We start from the raw sequence: 17,190 nt of genomic DNA on the forward strand, positions 1-17,190 counted from the left end.
GGCGTGCCTGTTCGGCGTGGGCGAGTCGCTGCGATGTGCGCTGGCGTGCGGTCGCGGTGTCATCCACCCTCATAGGCGACCCCGGGTTGACGTCGGCGGCAATCCAGGACGATGGTGAAGTTCGCTGGACGGGCAAACGCGACGCTTGACACGCATCAGGTGCAGTGCCCCGGCGAAGGGAGCGGGCCCATGGCTGCGCCGACGTCTCACCTGCCGATCGAGCGTGTCGCGGTGCGCTCCGGCGATCTGGAGTGGGTACGGGAAATGATCAGCCAGCGGTACACCGATCACGTTCGCCGCGTGCGGGGAGAGGTTCGCCGGTTCGGGTTCCGCTCGGAGTTCGCGGCGGCCGGGGCGCTGAGTGTGGACCGAGTCCGTTACCAGGCGTGCATGGCGGTCACCGCCGATCCGCACGACACCATGCTGATCATCAGCATGCGCGGTGGCGGATTCGACGTGTCGACCGGGCGGCAGCGCTGCCAGGCGGGCGGCGGCGAGGCGCTGTTGTTGCCCCAGGCCGGTCTTGACGTGGTGCAGGACTGGCCGGCCTGCGAGGTGGTCCAGTTTCCGGTCGAGGCGGTGACCCGGATCGCCGAGCAGTTCGGCGTCGTGCCGGCCGATTTCCGGTTCGACGCGATGACCGCCGTATCGCCTGCGGCGAACCGGCGGTGGCTGGCCACCCACACCTACCTGGCCCGGCTGCTGGACACGGCCGGCGACACCGGCATCCCGGTGCTGCTGCTGAGCGCGGCGATCGACGCCGCGGCCACCGCGGCGCTGAGCGTGTTCCCCAACACCACCATGACCATGGACTACGTTGCCGGCCCGGGCCGGGTGCCGCCCGCGACGGTGCGCCGCGCGGTCGCCTACATCGACGCGCACGCCGACCAGCCGGTCACCTGCGAGGACATCGCCGCCGCGGCCGGGGTCAGCGTCCGCGCGCTGCAAGCCGCTTTCCGCCGGCACCTGGACACCACCCCGCTGGGCTACCTGCGCCGGGTCCGGCTCGAGCGCGCCCACCGCGACCTGCAAGCCGCCGACCCCACTACCGGCGCCACGGTCGCCGCGATCGCCCGCCGCTGGGGCTTTACCGACCTGAGCCGGTTCGCCGCCGACTACCGTAGAACCTTCGGCCGCCTGCCCCGTCACACCCTGCACCATTAGCGGCCTGGCCCGGACCAGACGGCTGTCATCCGAAGGAGGGCGTCACGGTGAGCACACAGGTGTACGAGGCGCATAATGTCGATGCCGCCGAGCAGCTCATCAGTGAGCTGTTCACCCCGGTGCGGCTGCGGGTGTCCGGCGGGAACGGAACCATGTGCCTGGCCCGCACCAGTCTGGGCGACCACGTGGCGCTCAACCGGTTCACCTTCGGGATGGGGTACACCACTCAGGGGCCCGCCTTGGGCGTCATCCCGATCGCCCGGATCCGGGCGGGCACCGTCACGAACTGCTACGACGGCCACGAGCACGACAACGGCCCCGGCGATGTGATGATCTCGCTGCCGCCTGACCGGGACTGGCAGGGCATCGCCGCCAATCTCGATTCGGAAACCGTCTACCTGGACCCGGCCCTGCTCGCCCAGGTAGCCGACGGGCCGCCCCGGACCGGACCGGTCCTGCGGTTCACCGGGCACCGGCCGGTCTCCGCCACCGCCGCCCGCCTCTGGTCCGACACCTACGACTTCGTCCTGGCTACCGTCGACACCCTGCCGGCCGGCACCGGATCCCTGCTCACCGGCAGCCTGGCCCGGCTGCTCACCGCGACCGCCCTGACCGTCTTCCCGAACAACGCCCGCACCGACCCGACCAGCGCCGACCGGCACGATGCCCACCCCGCCACCGTGCGCCGCGTGGTCGCGTTCATCGACGCCCACGCGCACGCCGACATCAGCGTGGCCGACATCGCCGCCGCCGCCCACGTCACCATCCGCGCCCTGCAACTGGCCTTCCGCCGCCACCTCGACACCACCCCCACCGGCTACCTGCGCCGCGTGCGGCTGCACCACGCCCACCAGGACCTGCTGGCCGCCGATCCGAGCAGCGGCGACACCGTCAGCGCCATCGCCGCCCGATTGGGCTTCGTCAACCACAGCCGATTCACCGCCGCATACCGCGCCACCTACGGCATCCCCCCATCGCACACCCTGCGCCAGTGAACCGCGACGGCCAGCGTTCCCGCCGACCGGCAGCCCAGCCGCCCCAGGAAGAAATACCCGGCCTGCTCGGCGGCAGTCGGCGGCGCGGCTTCGTCAACGCCGATCGGGTGGCGCTCTGCCTCGGGATGTGGGGCCACTGGGGATAGGCCCCCACTTCCATGCCGTTGTGATACGGAATCGCGTATTCTCTGTCACAGCGCCGATGTTCTATCCCTCGCCACTTGCGGGGCGCCCTCACCGCGACGGGGGCGACTCGGCCGCATTCTGTGTCACATCCCGGCAGGAGGCCGTCGAGCTGTCCGTGATCCCGCTGCCGACCGCCCGGTGCCCGGTGGCGCTCGTGGCCGCCGTCGACGCGTTCCTCGACCGCTTCCGTGACGCCCCCGGCACCCGCGCCACCTACACCGAGACCCTGCGCCGGCTGCGCGAGATCGCCGGGGATCAGGTGCCGGTCGCCGCGCTCACCCCGGAACTCTACGAGCAGACGATGGCCCGCTGGGACCAGGGCGCCGCGAACACCCGGAACAAGCACCTGTCCGCGTTGATCTCGTTCACCGCCTACTGCCGCCGTCAGGACTGGCTGAGCACCGACCCCGGCCGCCGCCTGGAACGCCGCAAGCTCACCCGGACCCGGGACAAGGCCATCCCGCGCGCCCGCCTGGAGCGGCTGTTCACCGACGACCGCAACCCGCTGCGCGAGCGGGTGCTGTGGCGGATGCTCTACGAAACCTGCGCCCGCGCCGAGGAGATCCTCGGCCTGGACGTGCCCGGCCTCGACACGGAGTGCCGCCGCGCCCTGGTCACCGAGAAGGGTGGCGACCGCGCCTACGTGCACTGGGAGACCCCGAGCGCCCGCCTGCTGCCTCGGCTGCTGGCCGGTCGTACCGCCGGGCCGGTGTTCCTTGCCAGCCGGCGCGCCCCCGCCGCCGGGCGCCGCGCGCCGGCCCTGGCCGACCTCTGCCCGGACACCGGCCGCGGGCGGCTGTCCTACCCGCGGGCCGAGTACCTGTTCAAGCAGGCCTCCACGCTTCACGACCCGCACGGCGCCGGGTACACCCTCCACCAACTGCGCCACTCCGGGCTGACCCACCTCGCGGCCAAGGGCCGCAGCGCCGCCGAGCTGCAGGCCAAGTCCCGCCACCGACACCTCACCACCCTCGGCATCTACGTCCGGCTCGGCGAGGAGACCTCCGCCCGCATCACCGCCGAGAACGACGAGCACCACCGCCGACACCGCCGCTGACGTCGCATCCCACGTACCGGGATCACAGAAAACGGCGATGTGGTGCCCCTGCAGCCCGCTCCCTTGAGACAGCTGCCGAGGTACAGACCTAGATCAACTGCTTAGCGTTGTTTTGGTCTGGAAACTACGGACCGGCCTAGGGCCCGCGTGTGGCTGGTGTCGGCGTGCCGCCCAACTCGCCTGCAGACGTTCGCGCTGTTCGCGCAGGCTGCGGCAAATCTCCCGGTTCATCTCGGCGATACGCCTGCTGCCGCGGTGAATCGCTTGGGCCTGCTCTTTGAGCAGGGCCGCGGTGCGCAGGGTCTGCCGGCGGGCCGCGGGATCACCGCTGGCCGCGCGGCCTTGCCCTGGTGATGGGTCTCTATCGGTTCGCATGCCGCTCCGCCTGCTTCATTAGCCGTGCTGCCAGCCTTCGACCCGGACCGGTCCGCCGATAGCACCGTCAACGAAGCATCACCCCCGCCGCTGTCCACGAAACGAAACGACCCAACGTCAAGCCGTGCACGAACGTCACCCGGACGGGGTGATCGCAGGAAGACCGGTCGCCGCATCAAGGCCGTGGACCTCTTTCACCCGCCGAGACCGCAACCAACGTGGGCCGGCTTCATGGCGCGGCGCGGAGTCGGCTCAGGGCCTCAACTGCGGCTCGCGCGGTTGCGCGGGCCGCAGCGGCCGCCATCCGCCGCCATCGAGCTTGGCCAGCTCCGCCTCGACGTTGACGACACCGAAGAAGTTGATGTTGTCGCTGTGGCCGGGCGAGATGTGCGACAGGATCTCATCGCTCACCTGTCGGCCCTGGGAACGCAGCTGAAGCACCGCTCTGGAATAATATTCCGTCGTCCAGGCGACCACGGAGTTGGTCAGCAGGGTCAGGCACCACGCCTGCTCGGTCTGCTGCTCCAGATGCGGGCGGGTGAGGGTGCCCTGCTGGGCGTAGTGCAGGTCGCGGCGCAGCGCGTGCAGGGACTCGCCCTTGTTGAGCTGGCGGGAGATCTTCCGCCGATACGCCGGATCCGACAGGTATTTGGCCAGGTGGACGGTCCTTCGGAGCATGCCCCACTCCTTGAGCGCGGCGGCCAGGGTGTTCTGCCGGGAGGCGGCCGGCCACTTGCCGACGATCAGGGAGGCGCTGGCCTGGCCGTACTTCAGCGCCCCGGCCATCCGCAGCAGGCCGCCCCAGCAGGAGGCGATGAGGTCCTCATTCCAGCGGGCGCCCAGCAGCGGCCCGGCGTGCGGGTAGCGCTCGGCGATCTCGGTCGGGGTGTCGTCGCGCACCAGGGTGATGCGGCTCAGGTCCCGCAGCCTGGGGGTCAGCGCCTTGCCGACCAGGTCGAACAGCGCGAAGTTGATCAGGGTGGCGCCGTGGGAATCGGTCGCGTGCTCATCGATCGGCAGATCGGTGGCGTTGCCCAGGAAGTCGTCCAGCACGTAGTGCGCCTCCCGCGCGGTGGGCACGATGACCTTCGTGCCGTAGGTCGACCACTGATCGGAGACGTGGGTGTAGGTCGACAGCACCTGCCCGCCGTGGACGACCATGTGCCGGCCGGTCAGGCTCTTGCCGCGCAGCGGAAAGCGCTGCCCGTCCGACGACGACATGGTGCCGCCGCCGAACACCTTCGACAACGGCAGCTGGTAGTGGTGATTGACGATGACGGTGTTGGCCTCGCGCAGTGTCTCCTCCCGGATGTACCACTCCAGCGTCCAGGCCAGCACGTCATAGGAGACCCCGCATGCCTCCGACATGCGCGACAGGCCCAAGTTCGTGGCCAGGGCGATCAGCACGGCCAGGATGTTGCGCTTGGTCTCGGCCGAGACGCTCAGCTTGCGGCCGCCGGCGTGGGTGAAGCAGTCCAGAAAGTGCGTGCGCGCATCCAACTCGATCAGCAGCGAGGCGATCGGCGCGAACGGCAGCATCCGGGCCAGCTCCTCCTTGAGGATCCTGGCCTCGGTGGGCACGTCCTCGGCCGACAGCGGCGGCACCACCAGCTGATCGTCGTCCTCCAGGCGCACCGCGCCGACCTCATCGGGCGCCGCGCCGGCCAGCGCGCTCTCCAGCTCCGCCAAGGCGGCGTGCAGCTCCTCCTTGCCCTGGGCCAGGGCCTCGGCCGCGTCGGCGGGCTTGCCGACCAGGCGGCAGTAGGCGGCTTGCTCGGGTGCCCACTGCTCGGCCGTATACAGGTAGGTGGCCGGATCGGCGTAGCGGCGCGAGCCCGGCACGAACACATCCCCGCTGCGCAGCCCGTCGCGCAGACACAAGATCACGCACAGTTCCCAGTAGTGCCGAAACGCCGCGTCCTCCCCGGAGCGGCGGGCCCGCTGCAGATAGTCGGCATAGCGGGCAGGCACGAAGGCGGTCGGCGCCCCGCCGGGAACCTTGCGGCCGCCGGTGCGGTTCAGCTCCTTCAGCACGGCCACCGCAGCCATCAGCTCGGCCGTGCCCGGCCCGCCCTGGAAGTCGACCGCCGCCAGCACGTTCGGGGTGAACTGCCGCAGGTAGGTGTAGGAGGAATCCAGCTCCGAGAACCGGCCATGGTCGCGGGGCAGCGGCTTCCACGCATCAGCGGTGATCTCCCGCAGCCGCTGCATGCCGATCCGATTGCGCAGCAGGACGCAGACCTGCTCATCGGGAACCGCCGGATCGGCCAGCACCGGCAAGATCTCCTCCATCAGCAGCTGCCGCGCCTCTCCCCGCTTGGCACGCTCCACCAACGCCTCATCGATCTTGGCCTTCGCCCGCGACTCCCGCGCTGAGACCGCCTGATCGAACAACGCCACCACCTCATCCGGCTGGTCGCTGGCGGCCTGGGCAACGTACGCCAGCACGATCGGGAACTTGCGCTCCTGGCGCCGCTCCAGACCCTGGCCGGTCGAGCGGCGCGCGACCTGGGCCAAAAACCGGTGCCGCTCGTTGGGCAGCACCGACACATCAATCCGGTGGGCGTCGATGCCGCGCAACCAGGCCAGCTTGTCGATCGCACTCTTCACCGCCGCGGCCGAGGCGTCCTTGGCCGGATGAGTCAGCCACTCCAGCCGGGTCATCCCCAAGGTCGCATCCACCACCAGCATCCGCTCCAGATCGGCACGGACCTCCTCGGTCAGCAGATGCCCCACCATCTGCGAGGTCAGATCGGAAGCCGCCCGGCGCGCGGCGCGCACCATCTTGGCCAGCACCAGCACACCGGGCCGGATCACCTTGGCCGCCATCAGATACTCGCGCGCCAGGTTGAACAGCAGCGTCGGCGAGTCGTGCTCCATCGCCCGATCCAGTAGGAACTGCTCCAGCTCCTTCATCGCGGTGCCGCCGGCCGGGGCGCTCTTCCACCCCAGATATGTGGCGATCTCGGCCAGGTGGTCGGAGCGGGTCTGCGCCCGCTGCCCGTACAGCTTCAGCGCCGCCGGGCCCACCCCAGCCGCTCGGCCAGGCGGGCCACGGCCGCCGCCGGCGCCGCGGCCACCTCATCGGGCACGAACCCCAGCCACGGCAGCGTACAGAGCTGGACCAACATGCCCAGCCGGTCGACCGGGCCCCGCCCCCGCCCCGGATCGACGAACGCCACATCCGCCGTCGTCGGCGTGAAGTACCGGATCAACTCATCGCTGCTGATCTCCGGGAACGACCGCAGCTGCTCCATCTGCTCCTCGGAGAGGATCTTCTCTGACAACGCACCACTCCACGTGCCGTACCGGACAAAACCGGCACGAACGTAGCGGCAGTGATCGCCAGCCTGCCACAGACGGTCAAACCCCTCCGTTGTCGCAGGTCAAGGGCTACCTCGTTGGAAATTTCTTCATTGCTACCGGGACCCCCGGAAAGCCCAGAGTTCAGGCGAACTGAAGGTTCCTCAGGATGAACCGAAGGGTCTTCAGGCTCTATATGGGTCGTGGGCCCTTGGGTTCGTCCCGACCGGCGGAGTCTTGCTCCTCGACCATGGTGACGAGCAGAGCCCGGGCGTTCTCGGCGTAGCGGATGGCGGTCTTGGGATCGAGGCCGAAGACCGCAGCGAGGTGGAGCGGGTCAGGGCCGCTGGCGAGGGCTTCTTCGAGTTGCCGGTCGACGCGGAGGCGTTCGAGGGTCACGGCCTGGCCGCGAAGCTTTTTCTTGGCGAAGTCGATGGTGCTGACCGGTCCCGTTCCGTGGGCGCTCATCTGGTTGATGAGCAGGTGGGGGTTGGCGGTGTTGGGCCAGCGGGTGCGCCGGTAGCCGAGCCATTCGGTCAGGATCTGGTGACTGAACTCGTCGATCGGGCGGGTGCGGCCGGCGATCGTCAGCCGCCGGTTGCCGAGGTCGACGTCATCGAGGAGGAGGGCGCGGATCGCGCCGGTGCGGGCGGCGTGGACGGCGGCGAGCATGAGGACCAGGCGGGCGGCCGGGGTGGTGGCGGCCTCGGTCGCCCGGTCGACGTCGTCTTGGTCGAGTCGCTGGGCGAGCCGGTAGGGGTGCTGGCCGACGCGGATGCCCCGGGTGGGGTCGCGGAAGACTTTCCCGGTCTTCTTGGCGAAGGCGAACAGGGACCGCAGTGAGACCAGCAGGTTGGCGCGGCGGGAGCCGGTGAGGGTGTCCAAGGCGGCCAAGACATCATCCCCGGTGACTTCCCGGAGATGGTCATAGCGCTGTGACCAGGTCAGGAGCGTGGAGCGCAGATGGCTCATATGGTTCCAGACGGTCGCTGGATCACGCGGTTTGGTGCGGGGGCCGCCCTCGCGCATGGTCCGTAGCCAAGCCTCGGCGGGCTGGCGGATCCCATCGGTCAGGCCATCGAGCTTGCGCTCCAGCCAGTTCTCGAACGAAGCGGTCCGGTCGTCGAGAAAGACGCCCATCGCGGTGAGGACTTCCGCCACGCGCTCGACACTGATCTCAAGAGCCCGCATCGCCGGAAACAATTCCGAGTATCGAACGACGTCGCCGGCGGCATGGAAAGACAGCACGATGATCAGACCCCTGCGCACGTCATAACGGGTGCCGCGGCGCCATCCGTGAGCCTCACCGATCTGGTGGGCGAGGTGGATTCCCCAAGCCAGCCAGGGGTTGCCAAGGTCAGCGTTGGTGTCCTCATCGAAGCGAGTGAAGTCACGGCCAACGTCGAGCAGCTTCGTTTGGATCCAGCGTCCCCGTGGTCGGTGCGCTGGTGCCGGTGGCGGCTTGCGCGGGGCTCCGCGCCGGTCGTATCGGCGTTCGGGAGTGGTGGTGGCGCCCTTGCTGATCTGCATGCCGGCGAAGAACAGCTGGTGGAAGGCCCCAACCTGAGTCAGGAAGTTGGAGGCGATGGCCCTGACCCCAGGCTCACCGCTCGCCCGAGCCTCGGCTCGCGCCTGGTTCCAGCACAACCGGCAGTAGCCTTTGCCGATCAGCTCTGTTCGGCCGCAGCCGGTGCAGACATCCTCCTGGTGACGATGCTTGTTATGCCGCCAGAGTGTGCAGGCGGCGCAGCGCCGTCCGTTCAACACTCCCCAGGCCAGGCAGTCGATGCAGCTGGCCGGGGGCCGATCGGGCGAGGAGGCCATCTCAGGTGGGCGGGAGGGTCCGGCCGCCTCGCTGCTTGGGTGTCACCGTCACCGCGCCCGATGAGGCCACGGCCGCGGGCTGCTCGTGCTGGCCGGCCCGCTGGATCTTCTCCGGCTGCGGGATGAGCAGTTCCTCAACCCCGCAGCCCAGGACGGCGCAGATGACGTTGAGATCGTCGAGCTTGATGCTGGCCGGCGTGCCAGACCACAGACCGGACATCTTCCCGGCACTGATCGTCATGCCGTGCTCGGCGAGCATGCGCTGCAGCTCGCTGGCCTTCCAGATGCCCCGGTTGGCCGCGGCCAGCCGCAGGTTCCACTTCATCGCCGTAGTCCTTCCAGCCGGGTGGCGGCGCGCTTTTGGCCGGCCAGCCAGGCATCCTCGACGTGGGTGCCGGTGACGTGCACGTAGTTCATGGTCGTGGCGATCCAGGCATGGCCCAAAAGCTGCTGGATCGCGATCAGGTCCATCCCGGAGGCATAAAGCTGGCTGGCGCAAAAGTGCCGCAGGAGGTGCGGGGTGACGACGTCCGGCCAGTCTGGCAGGTGCGCCGCGGCAGCTCTGGCCAGCGCGGCGCGGATCGTCTCATCCCCGACCCGCGCCGAGGTCCCATCGGCGCTCTTGCGCTCCGAGGGCAGCAGCGCGACACCGGGCCGGGTGTGGTCGTCACCGAACTGGCCCCACACATCCTCAACGAACCAGCGCAGCGTCGCACCTGCGTTGTTGATCAGCGGCACCATCCGCTCCCGGGGGCCCGAGCCGCGGGCGCCCTTGCCCAGGCGGACATGGATCTTGCCGAACCGGCCCAGATCCCACTTGATGTCGGGCAGGTCGAGCTTGCAGGTCTCATTGACCCGCAGCCCGATCTCGGCCATCAGCCGGCAGGCGGTGTAGTTCCGCGCGGCCGGCGCGAACTTCCGACACGTCGCCAGCTCCTGGCGCCACCCGGAAAACAGCCTGCTGACCTGCTCGGTGGTCGGCGGGATGCGAAGCTTGGCCTGCTGGCGGCCGCGAGGCCGGTTCATCTCATCGATCGGGCACTCAACGACGCGGCCGGTCAGCTGGTGGATCTCGACCTTGTGCCGCAGCTCTAGGAACAGGAAGAACGTCTTGAGCGCCTGCGCCCGCGACAGGCGGGTGCCCTTGGCGGTGCTACGCAGCGCCTTGCCGAAGTACACATCGGCGTCGGCGGGCTCCATCTCCCACAGCGGCCTGCCGAACCATGCTCGCACCTGCTCCAGGTGCACCACGTCGGAGGAGATCGTGCCGTCCGACAGCCCCGCCGCGGCCCGCGCCAGTACGAACCCGGCCAGCACGTCGGTCTCCAGCGCCTCCAGGTCCTCCGCGGTGGCCGGGGCACGCGCCACCCGAAGATCTTTGACCACGGCCAGTGCCAACTCCGGCCACCTCGCCTTCACCCTCACAGCAAGACGAACGACCAGGACGATAGACCTTCAGAATCTCTGAAGTCTCATCAACACCTGAAGAAGCCGGAGCGCCAGCACATAGGCCCAGGTAGTGCGGTTAGAGCGGCTGAAGAGCCTTGGAGGAACTCAAGGGATATTTCTTAGAGGTCACGGCTCGGTCCTCCGGGTGGTGAGCGACACCACCCGCCCCAGTGACTCCGCCTGGGCTCGCCGGGCCCGTTCGCGCCGGGTCACGCTCTTGACGTTCGCCGGAGCCACGCTGACCCCGTGGTCACGGAGCCAGTCGATCACTTGGGCCGGGGCCGCGTCCGCTCCGAGGACGGTCAGCGCCGTCCGGATCCGGTCGGCGTCGCTCGGCAGGGACGCGAGCGCGACCGATGTCGCGACACCCTCCGCCCGAGAGCGGGGGCCACCGGCGCGGCCCACCGGGACCAGCGCCGGAGGCGACTCCGGCTGGGACGCCGGGACCGGTGCGGAAGCAGGGGTCAGACCCGGGTCACCGGCGGGGGCGGGGATCAGACTCGGACCACCGGCGGGGGCGGGGATCAGACCACCATGGGCGGGGGCGGGGGCGGGGGCGGGGGCGGGGATCAGACCCGGGCCACCGTGGGCGGGGGCGGCACCCGGAGGCGCCGCCGTCTCACGGCCGGGGGCGCCGCGCCCGGGACCTCGCCCGGGACCTCGCCCGGGACCGGGGCCGGCGGGGTCGGGCTCGGGTTCGTGGTCGGGTCCCGCGGGCCCGGCGGGGTCGGGGTCGCCTGCGGGCGCGGCGGCCGTGGCCGCCCGGACGGTCGCCCCGGGGGCGCGGGACGGGGAGGTCTGAGCCGCGAGCCGGTCCCGGTGCAGCATGTGCGCCAGGGCCGCGCCCAGCCCCAGCACCAGCACCGGCAGGCACGAGACCAGCACCGTGACCGCCGCCGGCGCCTTGCTGGCGCCCGCCACCTCCAGCAGGTGGAAGGCCACCTGGCCGAACATGCCGAGCCCGAGCGCCGCCAGGGCCGAGGCGCGCGCGAAGCGCCGGGTGCCGGCGGAGACCGGGGCGCTGGTCAGCCAGGCCGACAGCGCGAACGCGGCGTAGGCCTCCACCCCGATCGGGAGGGTGACCGCACTGTTGATCACGACGGTGTCGGCGATGCCGGGCAGGAGCTTGACCGGCCCGAATCCGGTCATCTCACCGAGCCCGACCCACCCGGACCAGGTGGCTACCCCGGCCGGGAGCGCCAGCAGGGCCAGGGGCCAGCGGCGCGGCCAGCGGACGGGCGGGTGGAGGGTGGACATGAGCTGGTCTCCATGGGGAGTCATACGTGATCAGTGGTTCCACATACGGCGTTCGGCCCACAGACCTCTGAACATTTCACTCGAAGTGCGGAGAATACCGGCTCTTTGCCGGGCGGCGCGTCAGGTTCCCCGTACGGCGCCGCCGAGCGCCCGCCGGACCGGCCCTACGCGATCTGCTGACGGCGGCCTCGTTCCCAGTCCTGACGCCAGTGCGGCCAGGAGTCCCGGAGGTACAGGATGAAGGGCAGCCACCAGATGAGGTCGTTGGTCGCCACGAGGACTCCCGTGGCGACGGGCCAGCGGCCGGTGGCCGCCAGCCACATCCAGCCGAGCGGGCCGAGAACCTTGCCGGCCAGTCCCACGGCTGCCACGAGGAACCCGCGGGCGGGCCGCAGGGCCACGTCCAGATACAGCACGCCGTACAGCCCCAGCACCATGCCGAGGGTCATGAAGATCTGCGGGTGGTTCTGCGGCGCGATGCCGGCGAACCGGAACAGCCACTGCGGATCGATCGCCGCGTAGGCGCCCCAGGCGATGTTGTAGACGCCCGCGGCGATGAACACACTCCGATGCAGGCGTTGGCGCCGAATCCGCACGAAGGCATCCTAACCACCGTGCCGTCGCCGCCGATCACGGCTGGTCCGCCGGCGGAGCCGGGAGCGGACTGCTCCACCGTCCCGGACGCCGCTGTCCCGACAGGCCCACGGACTCGGGACCTTCGGCTCTGTGCGCCGGGCGCCCGGCGGACTCGTATGGGATCTACATCCGTCACGGAGCGAAGGAGAAAATCATGTCCGATCCCGTCGTCGTGGGAACCGACGGCTCGGTGGCGGGTTCCGCCGCCGTGGAATGGGCCGCCGGGGACGCGGCCCGCATGGGTGCCCCGCTGCACATCGTCTTCGCTCTCGACCGCTCGCCGTACGACATCGCCAGATTCCCCATCCGCGACGAGGGCGACGCGCTGGCGCGCAGCGCGGAGAAGGTCCTGGCCGAGGCCGAGGCCGTCGCCCGCAAGGACCGGCCGGAGCTGGAGGTCGTCACCCGGACGATCGAGGGGACGCCCGCCGTGATCCTGCGCGACCAGGCCGCGCACGCCACCGAGGTCGTGATCGGCAGCCGGGGCCTGGGCGGCTTCACCGGCGCGGTCCTGGGATCGGTGAGCGTCCACGTGGCCGGGCACGCCCGCGGGCCGGTGGTCGTCGTGCGCTCCGGCCCGCGATCCGCCCACGGAGAGATCGTGGTCGGCGTCGACGACTCGCCCGAGTGCGACCCCGCCATCGCCTACGCCTTCGAGCAGGCCCGTTCCCGCGGCGCCAGGCTGCGGGCGCTGCACGCCTGGCAGGCGCCGGTGCACGCCTACGCCCCGGACATCGCCTACGACATGGACGAGGTCAACCGGGTCCACACCCAGGCGGCGGTCGAGAGGCTCGCCCCCTGGCGGCGGACGTATCCGCAGGTGGAGGTCATCGAGGACGTGCGCGTCGGGCACCCGGTCCAGGCCCTGGCCGAGGCGTCGGAGCAGGCGGACCTGGTGGTCGTGGGCTCCCACGGCCGGGGCGTCGTCGGCTCCCTCACGCTGGGCTCGGTCAGCCGCGGCCTGCTGCACCACGCCCGCGGCGCCGTGGCCGTGGTCCGCTCGCCCCGGCTGGAGGCGCAGGGCGCCTGAGCCCGGACGGCCGGGGACGTCCGCCGCCGACGGGCCGGAACGTCCCCGGCGACCCCGGCGGCACCGACAGGGAGGTGGGTCATGTCGCTGCAGGTACGTGACGTGATGGGACGTGTGGCCATCGCGGTTCAGAGGGAGGCCCCCTTCGCGGAGATCGTCACCGCGATGAGGCGCTTCGCCGTCGGCGCCGTCACGGTGATCGACGCCGACAGGCACCCGGTCGGCATCGTCTCCGGGGACGACCTGCTGCTCAAGGAGACCGATCCGGTACGGCACAGCGCCACGCTCTTCGAGAGCCCCGGGGAGCGGGAGGAACGCGGCAAGGCCGCGGGCCTGACCGCCGCCCAGCTCATGACCCACCCGGCGATCACCGTGACCCCGGCCACGCCGGTGCGCGAGGCCGCCCGGCTGATGCACGAAAAGAAGATCAAGCAGCTGCCGGTGATCGACCCCGTCACGGGCCGGATGACCGGCACGGTCCACCAGCAGGACCTGCTCAAGATCTTCGCCCGCCCGCCGGAGGAACTGCTCGCCGAGGTCGCGGAGGTCGTCCGCGACGAGGTCGGGCTGGATCCCGCGAGCCTGTCCATCGGTCTGGAGGCGGGGATCGTGACGATCGGCGGCCACGTCGCCCGCCGGTCCCAGAGCGTCCACCTGGTCCAGGCGGTGCGCCGGGTGGAGGGCGTCATCGACGCCGTCCCGGCGGTGACCTACGACAGGGACGACATCGTCACCCCGCCCTTCCGCTGAGCCGCCCGCGGGGTCCCGGGCGGGCGGCGGCCACAGGTCCCGCGGCGCCGGGACCTTCGTCCGTACCCGCCGCCCGCCCGGAGAGCTGTGATGGATCCGTACGACGGAGGACGCGACGGTCCCGGCGGCCCCGGGCCGGTCCACCGGCCGTCGCCCGCCCCCGTGGCCAGTGAGGAGACCGTGATGACCGGTTCACATGACGATCTCGGTGTGGTGGTCGGCGTCGACGACTCCGCCTCCGGCGGCACGGCCCTGGAGTGGGCCGCGGCGGAGGCGGACGTCAGGGGCGTCCCGCTCACCGTCTGCCACGCCTGGCGGTGGCCGTACCGCCGGTGGCCGGGCGAGGTGGTGCCGACGGGCCTGGCCCGCCGCCCGGCGCTGCGGATGCTCGACCACTGCGCGGCGTGGGCCCGGCGGCGCCATCCCGGGCTGACCGTCCGGACGCTCCTGCCGGAGGGACCTACGGTGGAGACCCTGACGGAGCTGACCCGCACGGCGGAGCTGCTCGTGGTCGGCACCCGGGACCGGGGAGGGGTCGCCGGCCTGCACCCGGGCTCCGTCAGCTCCCAGGTGGCGGCGCACGCCCACGGCCCCGTCGTGGTGGTGCGCGGGGGGTCGGGCCCGCGGGCGGAACGGGCCGTCGTCGTCGGGTTCGACGGCTCGCCCGGATCCCACGCGGCACTGGACTTCGCCGCCCGCGAGGCGTGCCTGCGCGGGGTCCCGCTCAGAGTGGTGACGGCCACGGGCGAGGGCGGTCACGACCTCTTCCCGGGCCACGAGATGGAACGCCTGGAGGTGGGAGGGCGGCTGCGGGCCGAGCTGGCCCCGTGGCTGCACGGCAGTCCCCGGCTGCGGATCCACTTCGAGTTCACCGACCACCCGCCGCGCCGGGCGCTGTCGGACGCGGCGCGGGACGCGCTGCTGCTCGTGGTCGGCTCACGCGGGCTGGGCGAGCTCCGCAGCGTGCTGCTCGGCTCGGTCAGCCACGCGATGGTCCACCACGCGCCCTGTCCCGTGGCGGTGGTCCACCGGGCACCGGGTGACCCGGGGACGGGGCCGTGGCCCCGGGAGGGAGAACTCGTCCGCATGTGAACCGGAGCGGTGCGGTCCGCGCCGCCTGACGTGAGACGGTACGGCCTGCGTAGCCCGGTATGAGGGGACGCTGCCAGATATATGGCATGGCTTGCGCTGTACCAGCATGGCCTGGAAATGTGGGAGATCGTGACGGATCGGAGCCGCTTCCTCCCCGGGTTGGGACAGGCGCGCGAATACCGGCGGGCATGGCTGGGGGGCGACCTGCTGGCCGGGGTCACCGTGGCCGCCTATCTGGTGCCCCAGGTGATGGCCTACGCGGCGCTGGCCGGGCTGCAGCCGGTGGCCGGGCTGTGGGCGATGCTTCCCGCACTGGCGGTCTACGCCCTGCTCGGGTCGTCGCGCCAGCTGTCGGTGGGCCCGGAGTCGACCACCGCGCTGATGACGGCCGCGGTCGTGGCGCCGCTCGCCGGGGGAGACCCGGCGCGCTACGCGGCGCTGGCCGCGGGTCTGGCCGTGGTGGTGGGCGCGCTGGCCGTGGCGGCCTGGGTCGTCCGGCTGGGGTTCGTGGCCGATCTGCTGTCGCACCCGATCCTCGTCGGCTACATGGCCGGGGTGGCCGTCATCATGATGATCGGCCAGCTGGAGAAGATCAGCGGTGTGCCGGTCGAGGGCGACGGCTTCTTCGCCGAGCTGATGTCCTTCGTCGGCGGGCTCGGCCAGGTCCACCTCCCCACGCTCATCCTGGCCACGGTGAGCCTCGTCTTCCTGTTCGCCGCCCAGAAGTGGCTGAGCCGCCTGCCCGGACCGCTGCTGGTGGTGCTGCTGGGCACCGCCGCGGTCGTCCTGTTCGATCTGGAGGAGGCCGGGATCCAGGTGGTGGGACAGGTCCCGGCCGGGCTCCCGCAGCTCGCGTTGCCCGCGCTGGACGACCTGCCCCATCTGATGTTGCCCGCGATCGGGGTGTTCCTGGTGGGCTACACCGACAACATGCTGACCGCGCGCGCGTTCGCCACGCGCGGCGGCTACCGGGTGGACGGCAACCAGGAGCTGCTGGCGCTGGGTGCGGCGAACCTCGGCGCCGGGTTCGTCCAGGGGTTCCCGGTGAGCAGCAGCGGCAGCCGTACCGCGCTCGGCGTCGCGTCGGGCGGCCGCACCCAGCTGTACTCCCTGACCGCCCTGGCCTGCGTGGTGGGCGTGCTGCTCTTCCTGTACCCCGTGCTGGCCCGCTTCCCGACGGCCGCGCTGGGGGCCATCGTCATCTACGCGGCGGTGAAGCTCATCGACCTCCCGGGCTTCCGCCGGCTGGCGGGTTTCCGCCCCAGCGAGCTTCTGCTGGCGCTCGCGGCGCTGGGCGGGGTGCTGGTGTTCGACATCCTGATAGGCATCCTCGTGGCGATCGGGCTGTCGGTCGCCGACCTGCTGCGCCGGGTGGCCCGCCCGCACGACGCGATCCTCGGCCGGGTGCCGGGCCTGGCCGGGATGCACGACATCGACGACTATCCGCAGGCCGAGACGATCCCAGGGCTGGTCGTCTACCGCTACGACTCGCCGCTGTTCTTCGCCAACGCCGAGGACTTCAAGCGCAGGGCCCTGGACTCCGTCGACCAGCAGGGCGGGGCCGAGTGGTTCGTCCTCAACGTCGAGGCCAACGTCGAGGTCGACATCACCGCGCTGGACGCGCTGGAGGAGCTGCGGGCCGAACTCGTCGGCAGGGGTCTGGTGTTCGCCCTCGCCCGCGTCAAGCAGGACCTCCTGGAGGAGCTGCGGGCCTTCGGGATCGCCGACAGGATCGGGGACGACCTGCTCTTCCCCACACTGCCGACGGCGGTGGAGGCGTTCGAGCGCAGGACCCGCAGCCACCCGCCGGACGCCGACCGCGTGTGACCCTGTGTGACCCCGGGCGCGCGAAAGTCCGATTGGGGCCGTAAGCCCTTCGGGAACCGGGACTTCCGGGGTCCGGGACGCAAGCGCAAGGACACTGTCGGGAAAGACGGGACAGCGGTGTGCTGGATGCATACGGAAGCACATCGCTGAAGGAGGCGGAGATGGCCACCACCGAAGGACGGCACTCCGTGCAGGGCAACCCGACCATCGACATCGCGGCCGGCAGGACGGAGTCCCGCCCGGTC

The 17,190-nt window shown here is 71.1% G+C and carries 12 protein-coding genes and 1 pseudogene; 7 read left to right on the plus strand and 6 right to left on the minus strand.

Annotation, left to right across the window (positions count from 1 at the left end):
- The first annotated feature begins 189 nt into the window (after positions 1 to 189).
- The 3 genes from Psi01_RS41805 to Psi01_RS44345 all read left to right on the plus strand — a co-directional run bounded on the left by Psi01_RS41805 (position 190) and on the right by Psi01_RS44345 (position 3,402).
- The gene (locus tag Psi01_RS41805; protein ID WP_204069757.1) at positions 190 to 1,164 is read left to right on the plus strand and encodes an AraC family transcriptional regulator; all 975 of its coding nucleotides are present in this window, start codon (positions 190 to 192) and stop codon (positions 1,162 to 1,164) included.
- Between the two features lie 47 nt (positions 1,165 to 1,211).
- Complete coding sequence (locus Psi01_RS41810; RefSeq protein WP_204069758.1) at positions 1,212 to 2,159, plus strand: AraC family transcriptional regulator; 948 nt, start codon at positions 1,212 to 1,214, stop codon at positions 2,157 to 2,159.
- 301 nt (positions 2,160 to 2,460) lie between these two features.
- On the plus strand, positions 2,461 to 3,402 hold the full coding sequence (locus Psi01_RS44345) for a tyrosine-type recombinase/integrase (protein ID WP_275424664.1): 942 nt from the start codon (positions 2,461 to 2,463) through the stop codon (positions 3,400 to 3,402).
- Positions 3,403 to 4,029: 627 nt separating this feature from the next.
- Here Psi01_RS44345 and Psi01_RS41820 read toward each other — a convergent pair.
- The 6 genes and pseudogenes from Psi01_RS41820 to Psi01_RS41850 form a co-directional block, all read right to left on the minus strand.
- A pseudogene (locus Psi01_RS41820) lies at positions 4,030 to 7,034 on the minus strand (Tn3 family transposase).
- 238 nt (positions 7,035 to 7,272) lie between these two features.
- Positions 7,273 to 8,844, minus strand: a complete 1,572-nt coding sequence (locus Psi01_RS41830) for a site-specific integrase (RefSeq protein ID WP_204069762.1) — start codon at positions 8,842 to 8,844, stop codon at positions 7,273 to 7,275.
- Positions 8,845 to 8,905: 61 nt separating this feature from the next.
- Positions 8,906 to 9,229, minus strand: a complete 324-nt coding sequence (locus Psi01_RS41835; protein WP_204069763.1) for a helix-turn-helix domain-containing protein — start codon at positions 9,227 to 9,229, stop codon at positions 8,906 to 8,908.
- Positions 9,226 to 10,272, minus strand: a complete 1,047-nt coding sequence (locus tag Psi01_RS41840; RefSeq protein ID WP_204069764.1) for a tyrosine-type recombinase/integrase — start codon at positions 10,270 to 10,272, stop codon at positions 9,226 to 9,228. Before Psi01_RS41840 ends, Psi01_RS41835 begins: the two co-directional genes overlap by 4 nt.
- A 207-nt stretch (positions 10,273 to 10,479) precedes the next feature.
- Complete coding sequence (locus Psi01_RS44350) at positions 10,480 to 11,610, minus strand: hypothetical protein (protein ID WP_204069765.1); 1,131 nt, start codon at positions 11,608 to 11,610, stop codon at positions 10,480 to 10,482.
- A gap of 164 nt (positions 11,611 to 11,774) precedes the next feature.
- Entirely contained in the window at positions 11,775 to 12,206 is a 432-nt protein-coding gene (locus Psi01_RS41850) for a hypothetical protein (protein WP_204069766.1), read from the minus strand.
- Positions 12,207 to 12,400: 194 nt separating this feature from the next.
- Between Psi01_RS41850 and Psi01_RS41855 the strand changes: the two genes are divergently transcribed.
- The 4 genes from Psi01_RS41855 to sulP all read left to right on the plus strand — a co-directional run bounded on the left by Psi01_RS41855 (position 12,401) and on the right by sulP (position 16,945).
- Positions 12,401 to 13,276: a universal stress protein gene (locus Psi01_RS41855; protein ID WP_204069767.1), complete on the plus strand. Its 876-nt coding sequence runs from the start codon at positions 12,401 to 12,403 to the stop codon at positions 13,274 to 13,276.
- Between the two features lie 81 nt (positions 13,277 to 13,357).
- Positions 13,358 to 14,026: a CBS domain-containing protein gene (locus tag Psi01_RS41860; protein WP_239128432.1), complete on the plus strand. Its 669-nt coding sequence runs from the start codon at positions 13,358 to 13,360 to the stop codon at positions 14,024 to 14,026.
- A gap of 183 nt (positions 14,027 to 14,209) precedes the next feature.
- Positions 14,210 to 15,118 (plus strand): universal stress protein, encoded by a 909-nt coding sequence (locus tag Psi01_RS41865; RefSeq protein WP_204069768.1) that lies wholly within the window; start codon positions 14,210 to 14,212, stop codon positions 15,116 to 15,118.
- Positions 15,119 to 15,247: 129 nt separating this feature from the next.
- Positions 15,248 to 16,945, plus strand: coding sequence for a sulfate permease (gene sulP / locus Psi01_RS41870; RefSeq protein WP_204069769.1), 1,698 nt, complete (start codon positions 15,248 to 15,250; stop codon positions 16,943 to 16,945).
- Positions 16,946 to 17,190 lie beyond the last annotated feature (245 nt).

Source organism: Paraplanobispora siamensis, from assembly GCF_016863175.1.
Classification (GTDB): domain Bacteria; phylum Actinomycetota; class Actinomycetes; order Streptosporangiales; family Streptosporangiaceae; genus Planobispora; species Planobispora siamensis.

Bases quoted from the DNA above. Each gene is read 5' to 3' on its own strand.
- Psi01_RS41805 (WP_204069757.1), top strand. From the start codon at position 190: ATGGCTGCGCCGACGTCTCACCTGCCGATCGAGCGTGTCGCGGTGCGC.
- Psi01_RS41835 (WP_204069763.1), bottom strand. From the start codon at position 9,229: ATGAAGTGGAACCTGCGGCTGGCCGCGGCCAACCGGGGCATCTGGAAG.
- Psi01_RS44350 (WP_204069765.1), bottom strand. From the start codon at position 11,610: ATGTCCACCCTCCACCCGCCCGTCCGCTGGCCGCGCCGCTGGCCCCTG.
- Psi01_RS41855 (WP_204069767.1), top strand. From the start codon at position 12,401: ATGTCCGATCCCGTCGTCGTGGGAACCGACGGCTCGGTGGCGGGTTCC.
- Psi01_RS41860 (WP_239128432.1), top strand. From the start codon at position 13,358: ATGTCGCTGCAGGTACGTGACGTGATGGGACGTGTGGCCATCGCGGTT.
- Psi01_RS41865 (WP_204069768.1), top strand. From the start codon at position 14,210: ATGACCGGTTCACATGACGATCTCGGTGTGGTGGTCGGCGTCGACGAC.